General features: G+C 42.0%; 18 protein-coding genes and 1 tRNA gene. 7 read left to right on the forward strand and 12 right to left on the reverse strand.

Annotated features, from left to right (window positions below; all coding sequences use genetic code 11):
* Window positions 1-17: 17 nt before the first annotated feature.
* The 3 genes from DBR32_RS07585 to DBR32_RS07595 are packed head-to-tail and all read right to left on the reverse strand — an operon-like array spanning window position 18 to window position 2,731.
* Entirely contained in the window at window positions 18-1,478 is a 1,461-nt protein-coding gene (locus DBR32_RS07585; protein ID WP_124635684.1) for an RNase adapter RapZ, read from the reverse strand.
* Window positions 1,471-1,977 carry a histidine phosphatase family protein gene (locus tag DBR32_RS07590; RefSeq protein ID WP_124635685.1) on the reverse strand — a complete coding sequence of 169 codons (507 nt, stop codon included), beginning with the start codon at window positions 1,975-1,977 and terminating at the stop codon, window positions 1,471-1,473. The genes DBR32_RS07585 and DBR32_RS07590 overlap by 8 nt, the downstream gene beginning before the upstream one ends.
* Window positions 1,970-2,731 (reverse strand): UDP-2,3-diacylglucosamine diphosphatase, encoded by a 762-nt coding sequence (locus DBR32_RS07595; RefSeq protein WP_124635686.1) that lies wholly within the window; start codon window positions 2,729-2,731, stop codon window positions 1,970-1,972. Before DBR32_RS07595 ends, DBR32_RS07590 begins: the two co-directional genes overlap by 8 nt.
* 99 nt (window positions 2,732-2,830) lie before the next feature.
* On the opposite strand from DBR32_RS07595, the gene DBR32_RS07600 reads away from it, so the two are divergent.
* The 3 genes from DBR32_RS07600 (at window position 2,831) to DBR32_RS07610 (ending at window position 6,265) form a co-directional block, all read left to right on the forward strand.
* Window positions 2,831-2,917, forward strand: a tRNA-Ser gene (locus DBR32_RS07600).
* A 381-nt stretch (window positions 2,918-3,298) separates the two neighbouring features.
* Window positions 3,299-4,378, forward strand: a complete 1,080-nt coding sequence (locus DBR32_RS07605; protein ID WP_124635687.1) for a T9SS type A sorting domain-containing protein — start codon at window positions 3,299-3,301, stop codon at window positions 4,376-4,378.
* A gap of 690 nt (window positions 4,379-5,068) precedes the next feature.
* Entirely contained in the window at window positions 5,069-6,265 is a 1,197-nt protein-coding gene (locus tag DBR32_RS07610; RefSeq protein ID WP_124635688.1) for an FAD-dependent monooxygenase, read from the forward strand.
* Window positions 6,266-6,545: 280 nt separating this feature from the next.
* On the opposite strand, the gene DBR32_RS07615 is transcribed toward DBR32_RS07610, so the two are convergent.
* The 6 genes from DBR32_RS07615 to DBR32_RS07640 form a co-directional block, all read right to left on the reverse strand.
* On the reverse strand, window positions 6,546-7,046 hold the full coding sequence (locus tag DBR32_RS07615; protein ID WP_124635689.1) for a hypothetical protein: 501 nt from the start codon (window positions 7,044-7,046) through the stop codon (window positions 6,546-6,548).
* A 19-nt stretch (window positions 7,047-7,065) separates the two neighbouring features.
* Window positions 7,066-7,629 (reverse strand): hypothetical protein, encoded by a 564-nt coding sequence (locus DBR32_RS07620; protein ID WP_124635690.1) that lies wholly within the window; start codon window positions 7,627-7,629, stop codon window positions 7,066-7,068.
* Window positions 7,630-7,688: 59 nt separating this feature from the next.
* On the reverse strand, window positions 7,689-7,958 hold the full coding sequence (locus DBR32_RS07625; RefSeq protein WP_124635691.1) for a hypothetical protein: 270 nt from the start codon (window positions 7,956-7,958) through the stop codon (window positions 7,689-7,691).
* Between the two features lie 174 nt (window positions 7,959-8,132).
* Window positions 8,133-8,888 (reverse strand): LuxR C-terminal-related transcriptional regulator, encoded by a 756-nt coding sequence (locus DBR32_RS07630; RefSeq protein ID WP_124635692.1) that lies wholly within the window; start codon window positions 8,886-8,888, stop codon window positions 8,133-8,135.
* A 175-nt stretch (window positions 8,889-9,063) separates the two neighbouring features.
* Window positions 9,064-9,519 carry a hypothetical protein gene (locus tag DBR32_RS07635; RefSeq protein ID WP_124635693.1) on the reverse strand — a complete coding sequence of 152 codons (456 nt, stop codon included), beginning with the start codon at window positions 9,517-9,519 and terminating at the stop codon, window positions 9,064-9,066.
* A 324-nt stretch (window positions 9,520-9,843) separates the two neighbouring features.
* Window positions 9,844-11,211, reverse strand: a complete 1,368-nt coding sequence (locus tag DBR32_RS07640; protein WP_124635694.1) for a T9SS type A sorting domain-containing protein — start codon at window positions 11,209-11,211, stop codon at window positions 9,844-9,846.
* 416 nt (window positions 11,212-11,627) lie between these two features.
* Here DBR32_RS07640 and DBR32_RS07645 point away from each other — a divergent pair, with 416 nt between their 5' ends.
* The 3 genes from DBR32_RS07645 to DBR32_RS07655 all read left to right on the forward strand — a co-directional run bounded on the left by DBR32_RS07645 (window position 11,628) and on the right by DBR32_RS07655 (window position 16,091).
* Window positions 11,628-12,464, forward strand: a complete 837-nt coding sequence (locus DBR32_RS07645) for a GyrI-like domain-containing protein (RefSeq protein ID WP_124635695.1) — start codon at window positions 11,628-11,630, stop codon at window positions 12,462-12,464.
* Between the two features lie 79 nt (window positions 12,465-12,543).
* Window positions 12,544-13,653, forward strand: coding sequence for an agmatine/peptidylarginine deiminase (locus DBR32_RS07650; protein ID WP_199724398.1), 1,110 nt, complete (start codon window positions 12,544-12,546; stop codon window positions 13,651-13,653).
* A 131-nt stretch (window positions 13,654-13,784) separates the two neighbouring features.
* The gene (locus tag DBR32_RS07655) at window positions 13,785-16,091 is read left to right on the forward strand and encodes a T9SS type A sorting domain-containing protein (RefSeq protein WP_158605939.1); all 2,307 of its coding nucleotides are present in this window, start codon (window positions 13,785-13,787) and stop codon (window positions 16,089-16,091) included.
* 133 nt (window positions 16,092-16,224) lie between these two features.
* Here DBR32_RS07655 and DBR32_RS07660 read toward each other — a convergent pair whose 3' ends face one another.
* The 3 genes from DBR32_RS07660 to DBR32_RS07670 all read right to left on the reverse strand — a co-directional run bounded on the left by DBR32_RS07660 (window position 16,225) and on the right by DBR32_RS07670 (window position 22,094).
* Entirely contained in the window at window positions 16,225-17,058 is an 834-nt protein-coding gene (locus DBR32_RS07660) for a DUF4249 domain-containing protein (protein ID WP_124635698.1), read from the reverse strand.
* A gap of 3 nt (window positions 17,059-17,061) precedes the next feature.
* Window positions 17,062-19,416 carry a carboxypeptidase-like regulatory domain-containing protein gene (locus tag DBR32_RS07665; protein ID WP_199724399.1) on the reverse strand — a complete coding sequence of 785 codons (2,355 nt, stop codon included), beginning with the start codon at window positions 19,414-19,416 and terminating at the stop codon, window positions 17,062-17,064.
* Window positions 19,417-19,571: 155 nt separating this feature from the next.
* Window positions 19,572-22,094: a T9SS type A sorting domain-containing protein gene (locus DBR32_RS07670; protein ID WP_124635699.1), complete on the reverse strand. Its 2,523-nt coding sequence runs from the start codon at window positions 22,092-22,094 to the stop codon at window positions 19,572-19,574.
* A 321-nt stretch (window positions 22,095-22,415) separates the two neighbouring features.
* Between DBR32_RS07670 and DBR32_RS07675 the strand changes: the two genes are divergently transcribed.
* Window positions 22,416-24,113, forward strand: a complete 1,698-nt coding sequence (locus DBR32_RS07675) for a hypothetical protein (protein ID WP_124635700.1) — start codon at window positions 22,416-22,418, stop codon at window positions 24,111-24,113.
* Window positions 24,114-24,281: the final 168 nt, after the last annotated feature.

The raw sequence follows: 24,281 nt of genomic DNA on the forward strand, positions 1-24,281 counted from the left end.
ATAAAAGAGTACGGCACTTATCTTCTTTCCTGCTGGTGTTCATCCTGTTCTAAATGCAGGATGCTCGCATCGATATTATAAATTTCTTTTAAATGTTTTTTCATTTGTTCTGCGGCAAATACAGAACGATGCTGCCCCCCGGTACAACCGAAGCTGATGGTGAGGTAGTCAAATTCCCGTCGCAGATAATCGTTGATGGTAATATCTACGGTACCGAATATATTTTCTAGGAATAAAGGCATCTCGGTTTTGGTCTGTAAAAATTCCTGCACCGGATAGTCGCGCCCCGTAAGGGTTTTATATTCTTCAAATCTTCCGGGGTTTAAGATTCCTCTACAATCAAATACAAATCCGCCGCCATGCCCGGTGGTGTCTTTGGGCATTCCTTTCTTATAAGAGAAGGAATAAATCTGCACCTGCAAAGGTTTGTCCGGATTTTGTACGGGCAGAAAGAACTGTGCAATCACTTCAGGTTTTACCAATTGCTGCAACACTTTGATCAGCTCGGGATATTTGATCAGGTAAGCGTAATCGTTTACGTATTCCTGTAATTGTTGTAAGGCCGGGTAGATGCTGGAAATAAAATGGGGTTTCCGCTCAATTAATCCTCTAAGCCCGTAAGCACCCAAGGTTTGCAGGATGCGCAACAGTACACATTCAAGGTACACTTTCATAAAGTGCATCTCGTCAAAATCAGCGATTTCTTTGGCTTGCTGAATGGTACGGATATAATGTTTTTCCAGATGGGTTTTCCATTCTTTTGGTAGTTGCGCTTTGGCCTGCCATAATAAGGATACCAAATCGTAATGGGGCAAACCTTTCATGCCTCCCTGGAAATCGATATAGCCCAGCACACCATCATTTATCATGACGTTGCGGCTTTGAAAATCCCGGTACATAAAGGTTTTTACACTTTCCGCATCCAGATCTTTACTCCATTGTTCCAATTCACTTTGCAGGGTGGCTTTGTCGTAGTTGATCTTTAAGACATCTGCAAAGTAGTATTTAAAATAGTTCAGGTCGGCGAGGATGGCTTTCTGATCGAAGGAGGAGGTATTGTAACACATGGAGTAATCAATCTCCCGGCCCGCTACCCACTGGAACTTGACCAAATCGGCTACTGCTTTTTCATAAAAGGCTTTTACGGCATCGGTCTTCCCATCTTTCAGGAGCATTTCGAGGAGCGATTGCGCCCCTTTATCTTCCATCAGATAACAGATACTGTCGCTGGTCTGATGGTAAATTTCCGGTACGGCTAAACCGTGTTTTAAAAATATTTTGGTAAAATAGAAATAGGTATTGTTTTCTCTTTTGTTTTTACTGTACGCACCTATGGCCCGGTTTTTCTTGCCGATCAGCCGCACATACATCCGATCGGATCCGGAAGGAGGAATGGCTTCTACCTGTTCTACGGGTTCGTTAAAATGTTGTGTGAATAATTCGCTTAATCGTTCCAGGTACGCTATGGTATTAGACATCTAAACTGTTGTTTTTAGGATAATCGTATGTAATTAATGTTTTTTGGGCCTGATGGTAGTCCACCCAATGGCTGCAAGCTACGGAAAAGGCGATGATGCCACAAGTCGGCACATTCGGAGTACAGAAACCGGGAATAGCCTCGTTGACAAATTCGGTAATACCTGGGTTATGCGCGATGATATATATGGTTTGTAAAGCATCGTCGGCCGCGCAGATCATATCTTCTATGGTTTCCGGTGGTGCATGATACAACTTATCCTCCCAATGTATTGCATCGGTATACTGCATTGCTTTGGCAATCGCATCGGCCGTCTGCCGCGTTCTCTTCGCTGTACTGGCGAAAATCGCGTCGGGTTGCAGGCCATATGTTTGCAATCGCTTACCCATTACGGGTGCATCTGTTTTGCCCCGCTCATTGAGTGGCCGGTCAAAATCGGTCTGACCCGGATTGGCCCAGCTGGATTTGGCATGTCTGATGATGACGACTTGTTTATGCATGTGCTTCAAAGGTTTTTAGGGAAAAGTTGTTGCCGTCAAATACTCCATACGTATTATAACTGATCCAGTCGCCCAGATTGACATACAGGCTGTCTTTTATCGGCAGGGTCAGTGCCAGATGACGATGTCCGAAGACAAAGTAATCTATATGTTCTTTTTGCAGGTAGGCTTTGGCGAACAGGATAAGCCACTCCCGGTCTTCTCCTTTAAAAGCTCCGTCCTGCGTACCCTGATGCTTGGCACCCCTACGGCTGAAATAGTTGGCAATGCCAACACCCGTATCGGGATGTATTCTGCGGTACAGCCATTGCGAAAGCGGGCTGTTCATGAGGCTTTTCAGCATTTTATATTTCTTATCACCGGGGCCTAACCCATCTCCATGCGCCACAAAAAATTTCTTGCCATTGACTTCAAAGGTGATACTGTCGAAATGCACCGGGATATTGAGCTCTTCAGGAAAATAGTTGTGCATCCAAAGGTCATGGTTGCCGGTAAAGATTTCGATAGGGATACCCGCATCGGCCAGTTCTGCAAGCTTCCCTAAAAAACGGGTATAGCCTTTAGGCACGACGTTTTTGTATTCAAACCAAACGTCAAAAAGGTCGCCCACCAGATATATCTTTGCTGCCTCGTCGCGGATGCTGTCGAGCCATTTGCATATACGTTTTTCTCTGAGCAGGCTGCTGGCCTTATCAGGAATACCTAGATGAAAATCGGATGCAAAGAATATTTTTTTTCCTTGGGGGAGTTGCATAATGACAATTGAGGGCAAAAATAGCTAAAATGTATGTATTTTTTTGCATTAATGTATTGCTGTTCATAAAAAACTGCTATATTTGCATCCCATTAAGAAAGAGAGGTGTCCGAGTGGTTGAAGGAGCACGCCTGGAAAGTGTGTATACGGGAGACTGTATCGAGGGTTCGAATCCCTTCCTCTCTGCAAGAAAGAAAAACCCGCTATATTAGCGGTTTTTTTTGTTTTAACACATTTGAGCGTTTTTCTTACTCATTCATTATAAGTCTTTCAAGGTTCGAATCCCCTGACTTTTGAAGTTGCGGGTTTAAATGGTATAGCTTTGTTGCGACTGCTAAATAAGTGTTACCACGATTGCCGACTTTAGTTGTTGCAAAAAGTTGATTTTAAGATGTTAATAATGGTAATTATTTTACATTTGGGATTAAAAGATAAATATGAAACTAAATTTATTTCCTTTCGTTCTGCTTGTTGTTTTACCCCAGCTATCATCTGGACAAATTTTGGAAACATTTGAGTCGGTAACTCAGACTACTGTTAATGTAAGACCCACAACATTTACCAGTAATGGACAATCATTTACAACCACATCTGATAATTGTGCGACAGGAGGCATTTTCGGGGGTGTGGCTTCCGGGACAACAATATGCTAATTGCAATGGCACAAACTCCACGAATTCTACAAATAGTTATTATGGAGTAGGAACAACTTGCACCGGAACGGGCAACTGTACAGACTATTCTGCTAAATTTATCGACAACGGTTTGGTACCCCCTGCGGTGGCAACAGCGGGTCATGTGTACGGCTTGCAAACAACTAATGGCGCTCTGTTTACTGTTAAATCTATTTTCATCTACCTGTCTACTGATAATGGTAACAATCCATCTGGCGCCGGAGGTTTAACTATTACAGGGAAGCGTGCAGGTAATACCGTATTTACCTATATAAAGACTACAGGTTTTGCAACTGATTTCACCAACAATAGCGGCTTTACATTTATCGACTTTTCGTCAGGCACTAATTACAGCAATGCTAATATCGATCAATTACTCATCCAAAGCCCCAATGCGAACTACGTGGCTCTAGATAATTTTAAATGGGGCGCAAGCATTCCTTTGCCATTAGGACTTTTGTCATTTGACCTGAAGAAAAACGGTAGTGCAGTCTATTTAAATTGGAATACATCTTCAGATGCAGCTATTATGGATTATCAAATTGAAAGAAGTGCTGACGGCACGTCATTTTCTCGTTTGGGCAATATGTCAGTGAATAATTCGGGCAACTATCAATTTCCAGATTTAAATCCACTTACCGGTGATAATTTTTATAGATTGGCTATTACGTCAAAAGATGGCAATGTGGCCTATTCTGAGGTTAAACGCATATTTGTGTCTGCCAAAGAAAAGGCTAACAATCTGATTTATCCGAATCCGACAACAGGTATATTATATGCAAAAGTTCCGGGAGCAGCTGTCTGGAATCTTCAAATAACTGATGTAACTGGCAGAATGGTATTTAATGCTAAATGCTCTGCTCAAGCCAATAGTCTAAGCATCGGATCTTTGCAAAACAGCATTTATTACTACAAATTGAGCGATGCAAACACAGGAGTTATACTGGAAGAGGGAAAAATTAATAAATTATAATCTCATACCCAAATAAAATCCCATTATCTGCGTCAAGCTAAACGGTAGGTTTGTTGAATATTATTTACGTCAACCATGTATCAATATCTTGCCACTTCTCGAAGGAAAGCCACCAAAATGGCTTTCTTTTTTATATACCGGATGAAAATATTAAAAACATTCGGGCAGTTTATCCCTCAATGTAATGAACCTTAAAAAGCTATGCTTCATGTAGAAAGATTGATTGGTAAAAAAGCTATTTAAGTGCTGCGTTATCATTTAGAGCACGAACCCAAGGATACTATTTCCAATTGGCTGGAAGCTTGATAATTATAGATTATCGAATGACATGATTTCTATCATATGGCATTTTGAATTTCAACCAAATCATTCATCAATCGGTTCGAACTTTGACACATTCTCTCTGCTGAAACGATCAGTTAAAAATTATAAAAGCCTGCAAATGATACATTTGAAGGCTTTTCCTATTATTTTTACCAATACTGATTTACATGCATTTGAATCGAAACCAGAATGCAACAGATAATATTACTGGGTAAGTAATCGCGATGGAAGCGCCAATGATAAACAGGAAAATAAATAACGACTTCACTAAAAAGTAAAGTGAAAATGAACGCAGCATCATCAAATCATTAAACCGAAATAGATCTTTAATGATCTCGGGGAAACCCATTTTTATAAAATAGCGACATGAATAAGAAAAAAGTACTCGTATCAGGCGCCAGTATTGCCGGCCCTACCCTCGCCTTTTGGTTGCATCGGTTTGGCTTTGAAGTCACTGTTGTGGAACGTGCCGAAGAATTAAGGCTGGGCGGCCAAAATATAGATGTTAGAAACGAGGCTCAGAAAATAGTACAATTAATGGGCTTGGAGCATAAAATACGGGCGGCCAATACAGGTGAGCAGGGCGTCCGTTTTGTAGATGCAGCGAACCAAATTAAAGGGGAATTTCCAAAAGGGGATGTTGATTTTGGCACGGCAGAACTCGAAATCCTGCGTGGCGACCTTGCAAAGATTCTCTATGAAGCCACCCATGAAAATGTAGCATATATTTTTGGAGACCAGATTACGGATTTGGATGATCAGGATAGCCAGGTTACGGTTACCTTTAAAAAGGCTGCCCCTCGCTCATTCGATCTTGTGATTGCCGCTGATGGCATACGGTCTACAACCAGGACATTGATGTTTGGAACCGAACCCAAAATCAAATATATCGGTGTATACTGTTCTTATCTCACGATTCCCCGAATAGAATCAGATACGGATTGGGCCTACTGGTATAATGCTCCCGGATCCAGGGTCATTAACCTGCGACCGGACAACCAGGGCACAACAAGGGCTTCCTTTTCTTTTCTGTCGCCGGACAATGGATATGAAAAGCTTGATGTAACGGAGCAGAAAGCAATGTTGAAACAGAAATTTGCTGATGCCGGTTGGCAAGCACCCCGGATTTTAGCGGCTTTGGAAGACAGCAAAGATGTATACTTAGATGGTATTAGCCAGGTAAACGCGCCACATTGGACAAAGGGAAGGTGTGCCATGGTTGGCGATGCGGCCTATTGCCCCACGCCGATGACCGGAATGGGTACAAGCCTTTCCATCATTGGCGCATATATACTTGCGGGGGAATTGTCGAGAAATGCAAATCATGAAGAAGCATTTACAGCTTATGAAAAGCTGCTGCGCCCTTTTGTTGAGGACATTCAGAATCTGCCTCCAGGTGTGCCTTGGATAGCGCATCCGAAAACAAAGTTTGGCATCGCGCTCTTCAATACGGTTATTGGCATCGCATCCAGTAAGCTCGTGAAAAAGATTACGAAGCGCTTCAGCGCAAAAGAAAAAAAGGAACCAAAGGAGCAGATTAAATTACCAAACTATGCTGAATGATAAAGATTCCATATTGCCATATTAAAACCCTAAGCTATGCGTTAAAGGTCTTTGCCCTGATTCGGTTGAATATGGCAAGATATAGGCGGCCATAATCACAAATTCACCCTTTAGGGTTATTGTCGAGTATGTATTTATGTTGCACCTTTGTATTGTACATGAGGGTTCAGAAGCCATACTGCCTACACCTATGAAAACTACGTAGCAGGAAAACTTTTGAATGACCAGCCCGGCTCCATTGAGCCGGGTTTTTGTTTGCAGCAGCCAAGAGAGATGCGGCTTACAGCATTATACGAGCATCGTATTTCGGATGCACGATCATAAAAAAATATTTCCCGGATTCCTTTTCATCGGACAAAACGAACTGATAGGTATCTTTCTTACAGATTTTATATTTAGTCCCTTTGCTTTTATAGTTCGAAATTGTAAAGCCTTTTTTCTTCAACTCATCAATACACGTTTCTACTTCACCTGTGACATGTGGTTTATAGAGTTTAACTGCAATTGGTGTACGCTCTTTGCCCTCAAATACAAAGAAGAATATTTTGTCTGTACGCCATTTGAACATATATGTTTTCAGCCCCAATTCATTCGTATGCTCCATGGCTACCGCACCAAAACGCGTCATCACGCTTTCGACATTTTCGGTTGTTAGGCTTTCCGACATATGTGCTATCGTTTCGAGCCGGTCGTCGTCAAATTTGTTTTGGCTAAAGCCGCTTAAGCCGGTAGACAAAAAAAGGAGGACTAAAAAAATCTGTTGTAGGATAGATTTATACATGGGTATAGTATTTGCGTTTTCATTTATTGTAAGAGCTCCCAAAGTTATATTCATGTTTATACTGCTCAATATTGCCAAAGGCGGTATTGAAAAAGAATAAATTCAGTACATCAGGATATACATTATACAAGACAAACTCATAAGGGTATTCTTGATGATGATACGTTACCATCATTGGTTCATCTGTAAAAGTATTGGTATGTAGTATGCTGTCTTTAAATCCTTTTTCGCGCAATTCCTTGATGACCGGTTCGAGGTTTGCCGCATAGCGCACCGGAAGATCCATCCTGATATATACTAATTTTTTGTTTGCAGCATAACAGAAGCCGAATGCTACTTCCTGAGGCGTATCGAAAGCCAACATATGATTGCCCTTTTCGTCTTTTACATTTGACTTTAGGGTCATGCCACTAGTCTTCATTAGGGCAACGATGTTGTCATAATCGGACTGGAATGCCATATTCTCGAATACGTTCAAAACGGAATTTTCGAGGCCCATTTGTGCAAAGCAATTAATACTTGCACTGCAGAAGACAAGGATCAAAAGGAATTGCTGCCCTATTTTTTTGTATCGATGTATCATATTAGTTCGTGGTTTATTTTATGGAGAGATAGGGTTATTGGCCGATGAATCCTCTATTGCTATGGCTTTTTGTTATAATCCATAGCAGCCTTTTTTGCCGCATTTATCTTTACCGTATCCGGTTGTACACAACCCATATCTCGTTGCATAGCTGCAATCGCTTTTGCTCTGGCCTGCGCTTCCGGGGATACTGTATCTTTAGCTGAATGAGATGTGGATTGTACACTTTGGTACCGTACCCTTCCCGCAGAAATTTGCGCATACAATTCAGGGGAAAAAGCCCCGGACAAGGCACTTGCATAACTTAGGTATTTTATATAAACTCTCATAGCCCAATGAAGCTTTGGTACAACCTTTTAACAAAGGTAGCATGAGCCCGCGCGCGATGCAATACCCCAAAAGGAGTATTTTTCTGAAAAATACTATTGGAAAGTGCGCAACATTATTCATCCGATAAATCGGAATAATATTATGCCGGTCAGCAGGCACCAATAAAGGAGACATTAAATCAAACCTTGCAGAACGCAGGTTTTAATGAGTTGGGCGGTATTTTTACAATCCGTTTTGCTAAGAATATTTTTACGATGTTTCTTTACTGTCAGATCACTGATAAAAAGCTTTTCCGCTATTTCCATGCTACTTAAGCCTTCTGCAATATTTTTGATAATATCTATTTCTCTTTTCGAAAACAGAGCGGGTACATGATCAGGCTCGTCAATACTTAAATTCATGTATGAGGGCTCGCCGTGTAAACCGATCAAAGAAACCTTATAATTGCAGGTATTACTCAGATGATCTATTCGGGTGTTAATGATCAGCGATTTTCCATAGCCATTATGTTCATCTTGAGTTAGCATGAGCGCCTGATGGTTAAACAAAACATAGGTTCCGTTTTTTAACCTTGCTCTGTAATTATAGCTGATTTTATAGCTCAGGAGCTTCTCCCGGCCTACTTTTTCAAAGAAGAACTTGGTTAAAAAATCTTCTGCTTTAATCACAAAACCAATATCATCCGGATGGATTGCACTGAGTATATCGTTAAGCGAAATATTTTCCCGATCGAAGTCATGCAGTTCATATATCGAATCACTGATATTAGAAAGAGACATGTCATAGAAGTCGATGATAAAAAAAGAAAACGGACCGGTAGAAACAATCGAATTCGTCAATTCATTAAAAGATATTTGATGACGATCCGTTCCGTGTACCGCCCTGTTGGTCGACCAGACATTATGCAGTTCTTTTATCTCAGGTTTCATGGAGACATATTTCCCGAAAGGTAAGCGTTAAAGTTGTAAAAACCGATCTTTTCACGATAGGATAATGAGGAGGTTAAACAGAAAAATAGGACAACCCCGGCTTTCAGGCCGGGGTTGTCTCAGGAAAGCATCTTACTCCCCTTGGTAACACGGAAAAATGTGGTACCCGCTTAGTTTATTGTGCTCTGTCGATACGGATTTTTTGTAAATAAACATTGACATCCGTTTCAAATGAAATATCCACTTTATCCGCGCTTGTAAACGGCTTGTTCTCGTTATCATAGAAGATTACTTTATCCAGATCTCTTTCTTTACCCGGAAGAAAAACCGCATTAGCATGTTCTCCCCAAGACATATCCAAGATTGCAATTTGGCTATTCGGATCGCCGGGTGTTGTATAGACATAAACGGTTTGCGGTCTATTGGTATAAACGGTTAATGGCGGTGTATACGTCAAATAGCCTGTTATGGTATAGCGCTTGCCTTCTTTACTTTTATCTGCCTTTAGCGCATCTACAGCCGTTTTGGTAGATTCAATAGGTGTTCCTTTTTCACGCTTGTTGCTAAATAAAGAACAAGAGGTAATGGTGAGTAGAGAAACGGCACTCAGCACCAGCATTAGTTTTTTCATATAGATGTATTTATGGATGAGGAATGGATATTAATATTTTATCATGGGTACAATTTTGAGGATCAAATTAAGCCTTTTTTACGATTTAAGCCCGTTGTTGTGTATTATTTTACAAAATCCTGATGCAATTATTAGGCTGTCCTGTTCTGTAAATCAGTTGAATGGCTGATCGACTCCGCTTTCCTGCATCATATTTTCACTCCTCTTTTAAAGTAAAAAAAGAACTTTTGATGCATCCAGAGGACTGTATAAAAATCAATCAAAACAGATATAATAAAGGGCTGTCAATCATGACAACCCTTTATTATATTCTTTATTAGATGATTAATCTTTAATTACTTTATGTACCGTACCATCGGCAAATTTGAGTAAATAAGTACCTGCACTCAGGTTACTGATATCCAGTTTCGTTTGTGCCGCACTTAGGGTCATATTTTTTATCTGCTCTCCATAGCTAGTGTATAAGCTGACCTCACTGTGTAGTAAAGACAGGTCATTCAACCGGATATGGATCGCTTCTTTTCCCGGATTAGGGTATACATAAACAGGTGTGGCAGACCATTCCATTTGTACTTTAACGACCTTACTATATTCCTGTTTGCCATCAAAGTCTTTTTGATTTAGGCGATACAGGTTTTGCCCCTTAAGTGGTGATATGTCTGTGTAAGCATAAGGGGTACTTTGGGTACTAGCGCCCATACCTTTTACAAAATCGAGGGCAGTCCATTCCTTTCCGTCTGTAGACCTTTCGACCTCAAAACCGGCATTGTTTTTTTCTGTCGCTGTAATCCAGTTCAGAACAACCGCATTGTTGAGGGGTGTTGCCGTAAAAGACGATAGGCTCACTGGTAGTGGCGCCGCAATTGTAAAAACGGGATTGGCTCCGGGAAACTGCGTTCCTCCCGGACTTAAATTATAGGTAGTCGTCTCATCACCCAGCCAATTGCCCGTAGCCACAATCTCACCTAACAGGACAGACTTAGAACCAGTACGGACGCCATTATAAACCATATTGTCGTAATGTGGATTACTGGGGGTTGGTACAGATGATGTCACACCCGTCAATGCAATCGCATTTACCCCGTTTGTCAGCCCAACAGGTAAATGAGAGCCGGCAGCAGTTGCCGCAGTTGTCGTTAAAGGCAACCAAGTGTAGGTTGGACTAGAAGGAGCGGCCCAGTTAGCAAAGCCAAAAATCCATGTTGAGGGTGTACCGGCATTAGCACCCTGGTAAATAAACCAGTTATCACCGCCTTGTGCTATCGCAGGTAAACTCCATCCGGTTGCGGATACTGTACCCGGTAAACCCGTTATGGTTGTCAATCCACCTGAGACTGCAATCCCGACTTTAAATACCGTACCCGCTGCTATAGAAGTCGTAGTGGTCCAGGTAATAACACCTTCCGAAGCATTGATGGTGGTTCCATTATTGCCATCATTACCCCATCTGCTGTTATTCGCATCCCAGAAGTAATCTGATATATAAATTCTTGTTCCGCTGGGAATGGTTTTAAGGGCGACCAATGCCAACTCATCCGGATCGGCAGGGACCACTGTATTCAAATCAGAATTGACACCTATGATCGCAATGTCTCCGGCAGATAAGGCTTGTGCCTGCAACTCCGTAGTGTTTGCCATAAATAATCCGGTTATCAATGTGGCGCCTGCCCATTTCAATCGTGTTTTTGTCATTTTGTTTTATGGTTTTATAGATAAGGGTTAAGGGGTGTTGGTTTTTATAATTAATGATCTAGAATGAACTTCAAAATATCCAGAATTTAATGAGGCAGACAAAGCCTATGGCTACAATTCGAGAAATGACAGCAGTCCATAGTTACCCGTAGTCCTTGTTATTCATTTGTTATTGAGCGCAAATGTATTAAATAATATTTGATATTTAACACATTTATATTGAACTATTTTTGCTTATTATTAGAAATGATAAAAAAACATAAGGGGGAGGTGCTATAAAGTGCTGCCGATAATTAAAGCCCTGCACATAGGCGCAAAAGCGATCATAAACATCCATCCGCAACCCGTATCAAACCAGTGTATAGGCCATTTATGCCGGGGTTTACGTAATTTTATTAGGTAATGAATACTCTTTTATGAAAGCACAGGTGCCTGAAAACCTGTATTGTGTTTATGATACCATAAACCTTATTGAACGTAAGTATGACCAACTCCTTTCCATAAAGGAGCTGGAAGCGGTTTCGCATTACTCCTACCGGAATATACAGCGGATTTTTAAATATAGTTGCGGAGAAACAATAGGCGCTTACCAAAAAAGACTTCGGCTGGAGCATGCTTATAAATTGATGCTCTACACTAAAGAAAGCCTCAGCGCAATTGCCCTTGAAGTCGGGTTTGCCAACCTGGCTTCTTTCTCCAAAGCATTTAAGCAACACTTCCATATATCACCCAAACAGGCAAAAGTCCAAAAAGCACTTTTATATGCCAAAGCCGGACTGCTCCCGATACAGGCGGAGCAAATCCTCAAGCCAAAGATCATCTACCGCGAAACCACCACCGTTTACTATGAAAGCGCCGATACCTATTATGCGAATGAGGAGATAGAATTATTATGGCAAAAATTCATGTCTTATGAATTTCCACTTACCGAAACCGCTTATTTCGGTTTGATTGCCGATGAACCTTTGATTAGGGAAGCCCTGACATGCCGTTATGATGCCTGCGCTACCCAAGCTCCGAAGCATCGGCAACTTCCTTCAAAAACCATAATGGGTGGACGATACGCCCAATTTATGCATACGGGTACTTACGAGACGATAGAGGATACCTATAAGAAAATTTACGCCGGCTGGATTTTGGATACAGATCTCGAATTTAGCCATAGCCCCATTATTGAACAATATATCAGGCATGCGGACAACACCGACAACGAAGAAGATCAACTAACCGCCATCTTACTGCCACTGAAGTAAACTTGTCCATTCCGGACAAGTTTATGCGTTTGTATCCATTTAATTTTGTCTTGAAAAAGACATTTCAATCATGTACAAAATGAATATAATCTTCATGCTCTTATCTGCTACCCTTTTATCTTGTACCAAAGATACACCGCAACAAATCCCTGACCCTTCCGCGGAAGGCATCGTTTATACCATGCCGGAAGAATCTGCTCCACATGAAGGAACATGGCTGCAATGGCCACATCAATACCAATATGGCCTGCAATATCGAAACCGTCTGGATGCCACTTGGATTGCCATGACGGGCGCATTGGTACACAGTGAACGGGTGCACCTGATTGCCTATAATGAAGCAGAAAAGACCCGGATCATTAATTTGCTGCAAGGGGCTGCCATTCCTTTGACCAATGTGGATTTTAAGGTGTATCCGACCGATGATGTATGGATAAGAGACAATGGCCCCATTTATGTAAAAGATAAAAACGGACAGCTCTTTATTCAGGATTGGGGTTTTAATGCCTGGGGCGACAAGGCCGCTTATGATCATTGTAATGCAATACCGGCAAAAATCGCGGCAGATATGCAGTTGCAAAAGGTAGACCTTAATGATGTTATGATTAATGAAGGCGGAAGTATTGAGATAGATGGACAGGGTACTTTAATGGCCTGTAAAAGTTCTGTTTTAAACAAGAACAGAAATCCGGGCATGACACAGCAACAGGCAGAAGGCGTATTCACGAAATATTTAGGAGTTACCAAATTCATCTGGCTTGAAGGCCGGGCCGGGCTGGAGATCACAGATATGCATATAGACGGCTTTGCAAGATTCGCTAATGCGGCAACTATTATCACTATGAGTGCAGTTGATTTAGCGTATTGGGAGGTACCCCAAAAAGATATTGAAACCTTATATGCCGCCACAAATGGGAAAGGAGAAGCGTATCAATTCGTTACCCTCCCTTTAAGCCGAAACGAGGTACACACCACTTATGGAAAGAATCTCGGAAAAGGGTCTTATATCAATTATTATATTGCGAATAACCGTGTTCTGGTACCGAATTACAATGATCCCAACGATGCTATTGCGAATGCCATGATACAACGATTATATCCGGACAAAAAGGTTGTGGGCATTGATTGCCGCGATTTGTTTGCAAATGGGGGCATGATACATTGTGTGACGCAACAACAGCCGCGTTAAGGGAAGAAAGGTTGCCATGTGCAGCCTTTCTTTTTGCGTACGTCTCAATAATGAAGAATGCGTTTCAAAATTATGAATGATAATTTTTTTCTAACTTTAACATTCTTAATATAAATTAAATGCAACAATCTATGCATATAGTGAAACAAAAGGCAGTACAATTTTTAGTATTTTTGCTCCTCTTCTCGCCGGGCTTCAATGCCTCTGCACAATCTATAAATACCGCAGAATGGGTATGGGCAAAACACTATGGTGGTGCTGAAGAGCAGATCACCCATAGGATCAAGGCAGATGCCTCCGGAAATGTATATTCTTTCCTGCAAACCAGCAATGCTCAGGTCATTGCTCAAAACGATACCCTTACTGCAGGACCATACATGAGTGGCGGCGGATTTGCCTTGCTGAAGCATAATAGAAACGGGCAATTACTTTTTTCAAAAAGAATCGTATTAGGCACACTACAAAACGCCGTTTCGACTTATCCGCTCTATGCCGGAGACATGGCTGTCGACGGCAATGAAAATATTTATGTTACTGGTATGTTTACCGGACCTACCTTAAAAATAGGCCAAAATGACTCTATTGTAGTTCCCGTAAGCCAGGCAAATTTTTATAAGCAGTTTATTGTAAAGCTTAATAGTGCCGGTACCGTCGTTTGGAAAAAATATGGGCAGGTTACCGGTATTGCCGGCAGCCAGGGCAGCCCCGCAGCGACACACCTTTCGGTAGATAAAGATGGTGATGTCTACATTTTCTCCCAGTTTTCGGGATACGGAGGCACGATGTATGGCTTTGATAATTTTTATTTACAGGCAACAGAGCAAAGCGGCAGCAACTTCTATATTGCTAAATTCAGCAGCCAGAACGGCCAGACGCAATGGTTAAAAAACGGATTTACCGGCAGCACGACCTCTGTAGAGGGGCTCTCTGTAGACAAGGATAAAAATCTGTATCTCGCGATGCGCGGAAGTGGATTGGACCTTAACGGTACCTTCTATACCATACCCAATGTGAGCGGTGTTGCAGGGAGAATATTATTAAAGCTTAATGCCTCCGGCAGCTTTGTATGGGTGAAGGGCATGAATGCGGGACCGCGGTTTAGAGACATCACAAACGACAAATCGGGCAATGTTTATATAACGGGCAATTTTTATGATACACTGAAGGTGTCGTCACCAAACGATTATATTATCAACAACCATTACAGCAGCTCCAGTCCTAATGCGGGCTTTATACTCAGCTATACGCCAGCGGGTATTTTGAGATGGAGCAGGGTGTTTTATGCAATGGGTGTTGCAGATGCTTCTTCGGCGATTGCAGTTGACGAGAACCTGAACAGTTATGTTACCATGGAGAACTATGGTACAGTATACACCGGAAATGATACTATTCCCGTCAATACGATCCATACACCTATGGTCTGTGTCCTAAAACTGGATTCTTCAGGTGCAATAGCGGGCCATAAAAATACAGGGTACACGATATCGGCCTCTTCAAGGTCTTTTACTACCGCCGTTGATCTGGCCGGAAATGTATATACCGGCGGTGAATTCCGTACGGAACCAACTAACCCACTCACTACATTTAATATCGGGAACAGCTCTTTTCATGCTATTGAGGCACAGGATGCCTTTATTGCGAAACTGAAGGTGGCGCCTCTGGTATCTTTTGATACGATAAGCAAAACGGTATGGTGCCCCTCAGACTCTGTTAAGGTACCCTTCCGTTATAACAACACGCTGTTCTCTTCCGCTACTAACTTCGCCTTAGAATTGTCCTCGGTTACGGGTAGTTTCAGTACGCCATCATTTGTCACTACGCTTCCTTTTTCCAATACTGGATTGGACACTTTTAAATTTGTATTACCCTCGTCGCTGGCTGCAGGAAGTACTTATAAATTGCGGATAAAAGCGGCGCTGCCAAATGCCACTACGCTGCCTTATGATACGACGGTAACGATTGCCTCCTTACCTCCCGTTCCGGTAATCACCCAGGCTGCAGGTCTGCTATCTTGTTCGCTTACCGGTTATACTTATCAATGGTACAAAGACAATGCCCTCCTTCCTGGTGCTACGGGCCAGACCTATGCCCCGACCGCTTCCGGGACTTATAAAGTAAAAGTAAGTAATGCAGCAGGTTGCTTTAATATGTCGACAGGCTTCCTATACAGTGCTACAGGCATTAAAGAATCAATAGGAGCAGATGAGGTTGATATATTTCCTAATCCGGTTTTAACCTACCTGACCATAAACATTAAGCGCAATATGAACCATGCATCGTACACCATCAGTGATGTGCAGGGAAGAATATTAAATAAAGGATCGCTCCAATCAGGTAAAAACAAAGTGTATGTAAAAGATTTATCTGCCGGCATCTATTGGCTCAAAATACAGAATGATACACGATCTGCGATCTACAAAGTGATTCGCCAAGATTAATAAACCTACTGTATTGTACATCTTTATAAAAGGGAAACGCTGCTATACACAATTGCAGCGTCTCCCTTTTTGCATGATACAACTCCGTTTCACTAAAAGGATTCTATATCCTTACAGTGCGCGGTTTATTTTATCACAGATCTTTATAACTTACGGTCATCGCACCCAATACACCGATACCGCCGCTTACATTGGTATAGAGTGCCGTGGGCTCTGCAAAAGGATTGCCCCCCGTATCTTCCAGTGTTTGAACAGACTTGAAAAAGCGATAGTAAGACTCACTAATATGGGAGACGGCTATTGTATTGCCTCCGGCCCGGTAAGTCTCTTCATCGAGTTGCATTGTAAGGGTTATTTTTGCCAGTTGGTCTTTTTCATCGGTTGTAAAATACCGGGAATACGGATCATAATTAGGATCTGAAGATGCCAGGATACTGGTCCTGTAAAAATTGTTTTGCCCTTTGAAATCAACGATGGTAGTTTTGATTTTGTAAAAGGCATTATTTTGTGAGGAACTGTACGGGCCATCTGCGGTAAAGGTAAAATCGGCTGGGCTTTCCGGCACGGTAGTGGTGGCTTCCAGAGAAAAATGATCCCCATTTTTTGCACGTACGGTATAGGTTTTCCCCTGCTGTACGGGCATTTCAGTCCGGGGAAGGAAGAAGATGACCATAGTAGGTGTTTCGCTAAGAAAACGTAAGGATTTCACAATGCCATTTGACTCGATTGTGATCTGGGCATTTTTCAAGGCGTCGATGCTGATCTCTTTTTTATTTTTGGAAATACCGGAGGCAACAGACAGGCTAATAGTGACCGTATCTGCATCAGGATTTAAAAAACCTTGCATGATCGCTATATCATCTGTTTTTGCCAATGGGATATTATGCACTTCTTTTCTGCAACTACTGATTGTAAATATACAAAGGAGGGCTAAGGTCAGTTTTGAAAGATAGGATTGTATCGGCATGGATTAGCTGAATTTGAATGAATAAGTAATAGAGGGAATAAAAGGAAAAATAGTGTACTTATATAGGTTTTTATCCGTGCTAAAATCTGCCTGTTCTATTGCATAGAAGAATGGGTTTTGCCGGTTATAAATATTATAGAAACTAATCTCCCAGGTGCGGGTACCTTTTTTCTTTTGTTTCATAAACTGGATTCCGATATCCATTCTATGATAGGCTTCGGTTCGGTAATCATTTTTATTGCTATACAAATTAAGGATGTATTCTGATCCGTTGCTCAGGTTGCCATTTGTTGGAATAGAGCCGAGTACCCTTGCTTCATGCCGTGGCAGCGCTACCGGATTGCCGGTGGCAAAAGTAAATAATGCATTCAGCCGTATTCCTTTACTGATCTCATAAAAACCTACAAGATTGAGGTCATGCCTCCGGTCATATCTTGGATAAAACCAGGCCCCGTTATTGATCTCTTCAAATTTAAATTTGGTCCAGGAAAGGGTATAAGAAAGCCATCCGGTAAATTTCCCTTTTTGTTTTTGGATCATTAATTCCGCACCATAACTTTTTCCGATACCGGAAGTCACATTGTCCTCGAAGGTTTTTACAGTACTGTTATTCGTAGGGTCTTCAATATTCATAAAAGAAGCACCTTCTTTATAAGTAATGATATTTTTCATATCCTTGTAGTAGCCTTCCAAAGATATATTCAGGGCCTGATCGTGCACTTTGAGGTCATGGAAAAGACCCAGGCTATATTGTTGTGCTCTTTGCGGTGCAACACGTGCCGTTGCCGGCACCCAAAGGTCTGTCGGCAGATTGATTCCGGTAGAACTGATCAGGTGCATGTACTGGTTCATGATGGTATAACTTGCTTTTACAGAAGTATTACCCTGAAGCAAATAGCGAACGGAAGATCTCGGTTCAAGATTAAAATAAGTGTTCTTACCGGAAGTAAAGGAAGAGCCCCTCAGTCCAATATTAGCCGCCAGTTTATTGTTGATCTTCCATTCGTCGTCTATATACACATTATTTTCCCAACTGATGTAATTGGTGGCGCTATTTACCTGCTTGGTTTTATTTTCAAGTGTCGTCATTACACTTGGTTTAAAAACATGCCGGGTTAGTTTATACCCTGTTTTTATCGTGTGCTTTGCACTATGGTAATAGCTAAGGTCATACTTGGCTCCGATATCATCTATCGAGGAAAGATACTCCATGATGTACGTTTCGGTACTACTGTATTTTTCTTTTAGATATACCGACATATTAAAATTGCTGTAGTTAATAGTCAGGTTGGCAAATAGTTTAGGAGAGATAACCCTGTTCCAGCGCAAGGTTCCCGTGGCATTGCCCCAGCTAAAATTCATTTTGCTTTTGCTCCCGCCGTAGGATTCATTTGTGTAAAATTTATCTCTCCCGAAGTAGCCGCTGAGATAAAGGCTGTTATTATCATCGATCTGATAATTGACTTTAGCATTCAGGTCATAGAAATAATATCCGGTAGCGCCCTGATTTTTATTTCTGAGAAAGGGCTGGGCGATAATATCTGCATATGTCCTGCGACCCGATATTAAGAAAGAAGCCTTGTTTTTTATGATAGGCCCTTCCAGCGTTGCTCTTGAAGATAAAAGGCCGATGCCATACTCTCCTTTTACATGTTGTTTATCTCCTTCCTTCATGGTGATATTGAGCACCGAAGACAGGCGTTCGCCATACTTGGCCGGATAACCACCCTTAATCAGTTCCACTCCTTTCAAGGCATCTCCATTAAATACCGAGAAGAAGCCAAAGAGATGACTGGCATTATACACAACGGCATCATCAAGGATAATCAGGTTTTGGTCGGTACCACCGCCTCTCACATTAAAGCCGCTACTACCCTCCTGGCCTTTTTGTACGCCGGGTAATAATTTAATGACTTTAAAAACATCTTTTTCACCGAGTAGTGCAGGTGTATTTTTGATTTGCTCTATACCGAGCTGATGGCTGCCCATCCGTATACTTTCCACATTTCCGGACTGGCCCGTTACCAGCACCTCTTCTAAAGTATTTTGGGGTGCGATGCTGAAATCAAGTTTTTGATCTGCTTTCAAATTCAGGCTAAAGGTTTTATCATTGATATAGCCGGGAAAATAAACCTGTAACTCATAATTGCCTGGCGGCAGGCTTAGCGAATAAAATCCGTACTCATTGGTATTGACAAATGTTTCGCTGCCTTTTACCGTAACAATTGCTCCCGGAAGGGTTTCCTGAGAATTCTTTTCTTTTACAAAGCCACTTAGGGTAAGTTTATTTTGTGCTGCAAGATCGCCCGATAGCGCAGCCATCCCCATAATAGACAGGGTTGTCATGATGCTTTTCATAAATGATAGATATGCTTTAAATCGTAGAATTGTGGAATACTTAACGAATAACGGCAGTTTCTTTCACTTTATTTTACACCTAAATGGAATTAAATAAAAAGGAGTCCCGAATAGTATCGCGACTCCTGTCTATTGTTACCAACTATACAGCACGTTTATTGTTTGACAATGGTGCTCCCTTTCTCTGTTCCATTCTGATAATATATCTTTAAGAGGTATACACCTGCGGCAATATCGGTCATATCGATATACTTTATTGTCGCAGCTTTCGACAGAAAAATAATTTTCCCGCCAGCATCCAGTAGTTGTACCCTTTTTATATTTTGACCATCGACATCCGCGAGGGTTATGCTAGTCTGTACGGGATTCGGATAGATGACCAACTCATTATTCCCTTCAAGCCACAGGGATTGTACCGCGCTATAGGCTTTTGCACCATCCATATCCTGCTGGAAGATCTGATAATAATTACGGCCTTTAAGGGCTTGCATATCATAAACCTCATACTGTAAAGTATTTTGACTGTTACCGCCGAAGGCCAGGCTAGGTACAAATTGCAGCTGTTGCCACTGCCGGCCATCAACACTATGCAGGACACCAAAACCTTTATTGTTTTGCTCTGATAAGGTATGCCAGTTCAACACCGCTCTAGCCCCTTCTGCCCGGACACTTAATCCGCTCATATGAACCGGAAGCGGTATGCTCCGCATAATAGTTACTGTATCCCGAGTAGCATGACAGGCATCTGTAAAAATCGTCCAGACATAGCTGTTGGTCCCCATACTCAGGTTATGCACTATTGTAGTCGGGCTGTTTATATGCGCAAACGTTCCGGTACCCATAATCGTGGTCCAATAACCCAATCCATTGATCGGCATATTAGCTGCAAGATTAAAGCTATCGACCGTAACCGACTGATCGGTACCGGCGACAGATAAGGTCGGAACAACATTTTCCCGATAATCCGGAATGCCATTAGCGTCGCTATCCTGCAGCGGGGCAGCCGTACCGCCATTATTTGTATCATAGCTGTTATCAAGCCCATTACCATCTGCATCGATGCCGGATAGCGCAAAGTCTGCGATACAATCACGGTTAGCATCATTACCCTCAATCTGGTCGCTATTGCCGTCATTGTCCGAATCAAGGTCGCGATAATCGGGTGTACCATCATTATCCGTATCTACTGCAATCAGTGCGATACCTCCGGTACTCAAATCAAAAGCATTGTCGAGGCCATCATTATTGTTATCCAGGCCCAAAGGAGCAATAAAACCTACAGAAGCCTGTATCTCACGAAGATCCGGTATCCCGTCATTATCGCTATCGGCATCCCGGAATCCCGGATGACCATCACCATCTATGTCCTGTAAGGCACTGTAGGCATTACAATAAGAAATTTCGCCGATCCCCAAATCTTGTGTACCCAGGTTGACGACATCTGCATTTTTATAAATAAACTGTATGGAGTCTACCATATCAGGCAGGTGCACAGATATGGTTCCATTCATTTCGTTATTGTTCATGGGGAGCAAGCCTACAAAAGTATTATTGCCGGCATACATATTAAAATTGCCCGATCCGATCGTCAGATTCGCTGCTGTTATAGGATAGATTTGTTTACAGTAATACGCATTTACCCGGACATTATCCTGAAATTGACCGGCACCTAAGTCAATATCCTGTAGTTTAAAGCGAAGGTTATGTACCGGCGAACTGAATTTCAAGCTTACAATTGAAGAATCGGAAGCGGTATTTACATCCTGGCTTATTTTGATTTCCGGTCCGGCCACTGCATCAAAGTTTTCAGCAATCCCAAAATCGGCAACACCTGCTCCGGAAGTGCTCTGGCTAGAAAGGGACATCGTTACACCAGCGGTAACTGGTATGCTTAGGGAGGCATCTGCGATCGCGCTCAGACTTACTGATTCCGGACTATTGCAGAGTATTAGTTCTTTACTATTGGGTAAACCATCGCCATCCATATCGTTGTCTGATTCATCTACAACACCATCCCCGTCTATATCTATAACAGGTGTATAATAATAGACCCTTATTCTTACCTGGTCAATATAGGAGACAACAGTAGGTAATAATAAGCCGGCTGCACGGGACTGTATGCCTATCGCAACGCCAAAACCATTATTACTTACTTCAAAGCCGCTAAGGGTCGTTCCCCAGAGATCCGAATTTGTGCCATAGGTAAATGCAGTTTCGGAGGTAGGCCAGTTTACGCCTGCATTGGCATGGTTCGTACCCACTACCTGATTATTCTTTAGTAAGCGGATATCAAGATCACGTGTATAGTTGGAGCCACTGTTGTCTGAAGACGCTTTTCGAATCTCCACCTGCACCCCGCATATCTGTGCATTGCGCGGCAAATCAAAACCCAGGTTACGCAAGACCAGGAAGTTTGAGTTCCGTACCGTACCACCGATCAGGAGTGCGGCGTTGGACATGGTCGCATAACTATTGTTATCGGTAAGGGCATTGCCAGGATTACTCCAGGCCTCTGCTCCTGTTGTGGCCAGATTAAGTCCCACTGCCGGATTTGCATAGCCCACCGCTACGCCGGGGCACTGTGCCTTCAGTATACCGGGGATAAGAAGCAAGAGCAGGCCGAATACAAATTTTAATGGAGCTCGGAGTATGGTAGTAATAGTAGAAAAAAGGTTCATAAATTATCATTTAAAAAGGCATGAATCGCTGGTTATAAGCTCATTATACCATAATTTGGTGCAAGATAGCCGATAATATCATATTTTATACAATATATTTTTCATTTCAGTACAGTACATTATAATAAATCGGGAACCGGGATGGTAGATTGCCCAAGTCCCATTTTTTATAATATCGTGATAAGCTTGTTCCTTACCTTCTATTAAAAAAGCAAGCCCTTTTCTTGTTTCGCTCAGGGGAGGCTAAAAGTGCATTAGGCCCCTTGGTATACTATAAACAGTTGCCTCGGCAGCAATACTGCATTTTCTTATCTTCGCTTTATGAAACCCGTACTCACTTTTCTTTTATTGACGATTGTACATATCTGCAGCGCGCAAAAAATAATGATCCCTTACCGGTCGGGGCAACTGTTTGGCCTTAGCGATGAGCAAGGAAAAATGATCCTTAGCCCTCAATATGAATGGCTGCAATGGATGCAGGGGAGTTGGTTTCTCAGCAGTAAACAAATAGCAGTGAGGGACTCGGTCGAAGCTTCTTCCGGAAAATTTTTCGTTCGAAATATAACGGTCACCCAAACCGGGCTTATTCATAATGGGGAAGAAATCCTAAAGGAAGAACCCTTTGATTATTACGAAATCGTCGCTCAGAAATGTATTGTAGCAGTCTTCAAGGGCACCGGCAAGCCGCTGACAGGCGAGCAATTCAAAAAATATGGCCAGCAAAGAAAATCGTTCAGCCTTTTTAACCTGGAGGGTAAAAATTTATATCCCGAAAGTTTTAAGCGTATAGAAAATGTAGATACCGCCGGAGTGAGCAGTAAAGATAAAAAAGCGGCCCGCTATCTTTTGTTTGTCGCCATGCATTTTGACAATAGCTATAGCATGTTTGTATTTGATACGGACCAACAAAAAATAAGTGACTGGCTAGTGAAGAATGCCTTAAAAATTGCGTCAGATGTAAAGCAACCTTCCGGAAAAACGCTTCCGTTTATCGTAACGGATAAACAAGGTATGCGCAGTGCAAAAATACTGGATTACAGTACCGGTAAATTTATACTACACTCCGGTGGGACCCTCAACCCTCCTCCGGAAAAGGAAAAGCGCATCGAAAGAGTAGAGATCAGTGAAGTGGATGCCGGTGTATATGCAGAAGTGGCTGCTCCCAATATGATAGATGAGAAAGGCTCGGGCAAAGCACCTGAATTTATACCTTATCATATCCTGATCAAAGACACCTTATATTATTTAAAGAATCATGACAAGAAGTATCCTGTACGATTGTCTAAAGGAGGTACCGTAATACTCACTGTGCCCCGCGGGATGACACAATACCAACCGGTAATCGTAAAAAATGAAAATCGCTTTTACATTGTGAAGGAGGATAAGCCGGGTGCTGTCGCTTACGACTCGCTCGTTTATTTTGGTACTGATTTCTTAGCATGGAAAACGATAAACGGGCAAACCAAAGCCGGTCTTATCAACGCAAATGATTCCGTCCTTGTGCCGCTGCAATATGATTCGATTTATGCCGGCATAAAATTGTTCAACCTGAAAGATAAGAATCCCGCGGGCAAACCAAATTACCAGATTGTATTGAGAGAAGCGGATTCAAAATATGATTATGGCAATACCTATCCTTATAAAAGAACACCGACCAACACCTTAACCGTTTTTAAAGGGGGCAAGTGTGGTGTAATTACAATCAAGGGTGATACGATTATCCCTATCCGATATGATTTGATTGCTCAAAACGATTTAGCCCACAGCAAACCAAAAGTGGATGATTTTTTATTGTTGAAGCAAAATGGTTTTTATGGGATAGCCAGCCTAAAATACAGCAGCGAACAGAAGCGGCAGGAACTATCCTTTATTGCGGCACCGGCATTTGAATACATACCGGCATTCTATTATCCCGATTATTTCGGCGTAAAAGGGTATAAACTCATCGGTTTATACAATGAGCAAATGGAGTTCAAAGGATATGCATCTGAAAAAGGAATGCCCTTCTATAAAGATTAGATAAGGCGAGACAGCAATAAAGGAGCATATACCTTATGCATCCGTTCAGCGCTAACCTTTCCCTTTCTCTCATAAAATCCATGAATACAATACACATGGTATCCGTATATTAAAATGGCCTTGTCCCTAGATCTATGGACAAAGCCATTTTAATAAGAATCGTAATAT

It is taken from the genome of Taibaiella sp. KBW10 (assembly GCF_003852495.1).
Classification (GTDB): domain Bacteria; phylum Bacteroidota; class Bacteroidia; order Chitinophagales; family Chitinophagaceae; genus Edaphocola.

What these genes read in the sequence shown, in the direction of transcription:
- DBR32_RS07585 (WP_124635684.1), bottom strand. Translation starts at nt 1,478, where the DNA reads ATGTCTAATACCATAGCGTACCTGGAACGATTAAGCGAATTATTCACA.
- DBR32_RS07590 (WP_124635685.1), bottom strand. Translation starts at nt 1,977, where the DNA reads ATGCATAAACAAGTCGTCATCATCAGACATGCCAAATCCAGCTGGGCC.
- DBR32_RS07595 (WP_124635686.1), bottom strand. Translation starts at nt 2,731, where the DNA reads ATGCAACTCCCCCAAGGAAAAAAAATATTCTTTGCATCCGATTTTCAT.
- DBR32_RS07605 (WP_124635687.1), top strand. Translation starts at nt 3,299, where the DNA reads ATGGACAATCATTTACAACCACATCTGATAATTGTGCGACAGGAGGCA.
- DBR32_RS07610 (WP_124635688.1), top strand. Translation starts at nt 5,069, where the DNA reads ATGAATAAGAAAAAAGTACTCGTATCAGGCGCCAGTATTGCCGGCCCT.
- DBR32_RS07615 (WP_124635689.1), bottom strand. Translation starts at nt 7,046, where the DNA reads ATGTATAAATCTATCCTACAACAGATTTTTTTAGTCCTCCTTTTTTTG.
- DBR32_RS07620 (WP_124635690.1), bottom strand. Translation starts at nt 7,629, where the DNA reads ATGATACATCGATACAAAAAAATAGGGCAGCAATTCCTTTTGATCCTT.
- DBR32_RS07625 (WP_124635691.1), bottom strand. Translation starts at nt 7,958, where the DNA reads ATGAGAGTTTATATAAAATACCTAAGTTATGCAAGTGCCTTGTCCGGG.
- DBR32_RS07630 (WP_124635692.1), bottom strand. Translation starts at nt 8,888, where the DNA reads ATGAAACCTGAGATAAAAGAACTGCATAATGTCTGGTCGACCAACAGG.
- DBR32_RS07635 (WP_124635693.1), bottom strand. Translation starts at nt 9,519, where the DNA reads ATGAAAAAACTAATGCTGGTGCTGAGTGCCGTTTCTCTACTCACCATT.
- DBR32_RS07640 (WP_124635694.1), bottom strand. Translation starts at nt 11,211, where the DNA reads ATGACAAAAACACGATTGAAATGGGCAGGCGCCACATTGATAACCGGA.
- DBR32_RS07645 (WP_124635695.1), top strand. Translation starts at nt 11,628, where the DNA reads ATGAAAGCACAGGTGCCTGAAAACCTGTATTGTGTTTATGATACCATA.
- DBR32_RS07650 (WP_199724398.1), top strand. Translation starts at nt 12,544, where the DNA reads ATGAATATAATCTTCATGCTCTTATCTGCTACCCTTTTATCTTGTACC.
- DBR32_RS07655 (WP_158605939.1), top strand. Translation starts at nt 13,785, where the DNA reads ATGCATATAGTGAAACAAAAGGCAGTACAATTTTTAGTATTTTTGCTC.
- DBR32_RS07660 (WP_124635698.1), bottom strand. Translation starts at nt 17,058, where the DNA reads ATGCCGATACAATCCTATCTTTCAAAACTGACCTTAGCCCTCCTTTGT.
- DBR32_RS07665 (WP_199724399.1), bottom strand. Translation starts at nt 19,416, where the DNA reads ATGAAAAGCATCATGACAACCCTGTCTATTATGGGGATGGCTGCGCTA.
- DBR32_RS07670 (WP_124635699.1), bottom strand. Translation starts at nt 22,094, where the DNA reads ATGAACCTTTTTTCTACTATTACTACCATACTCCGAGCTCCATTAAAA.
- DBR32_RS07675 (WP_124635700.1), top strand. Translation starts at nt 22,416, where the DNA reads ATGAAACCCGTACTCACTTTTCTTTTATTGACGATTGTACATATCTGC.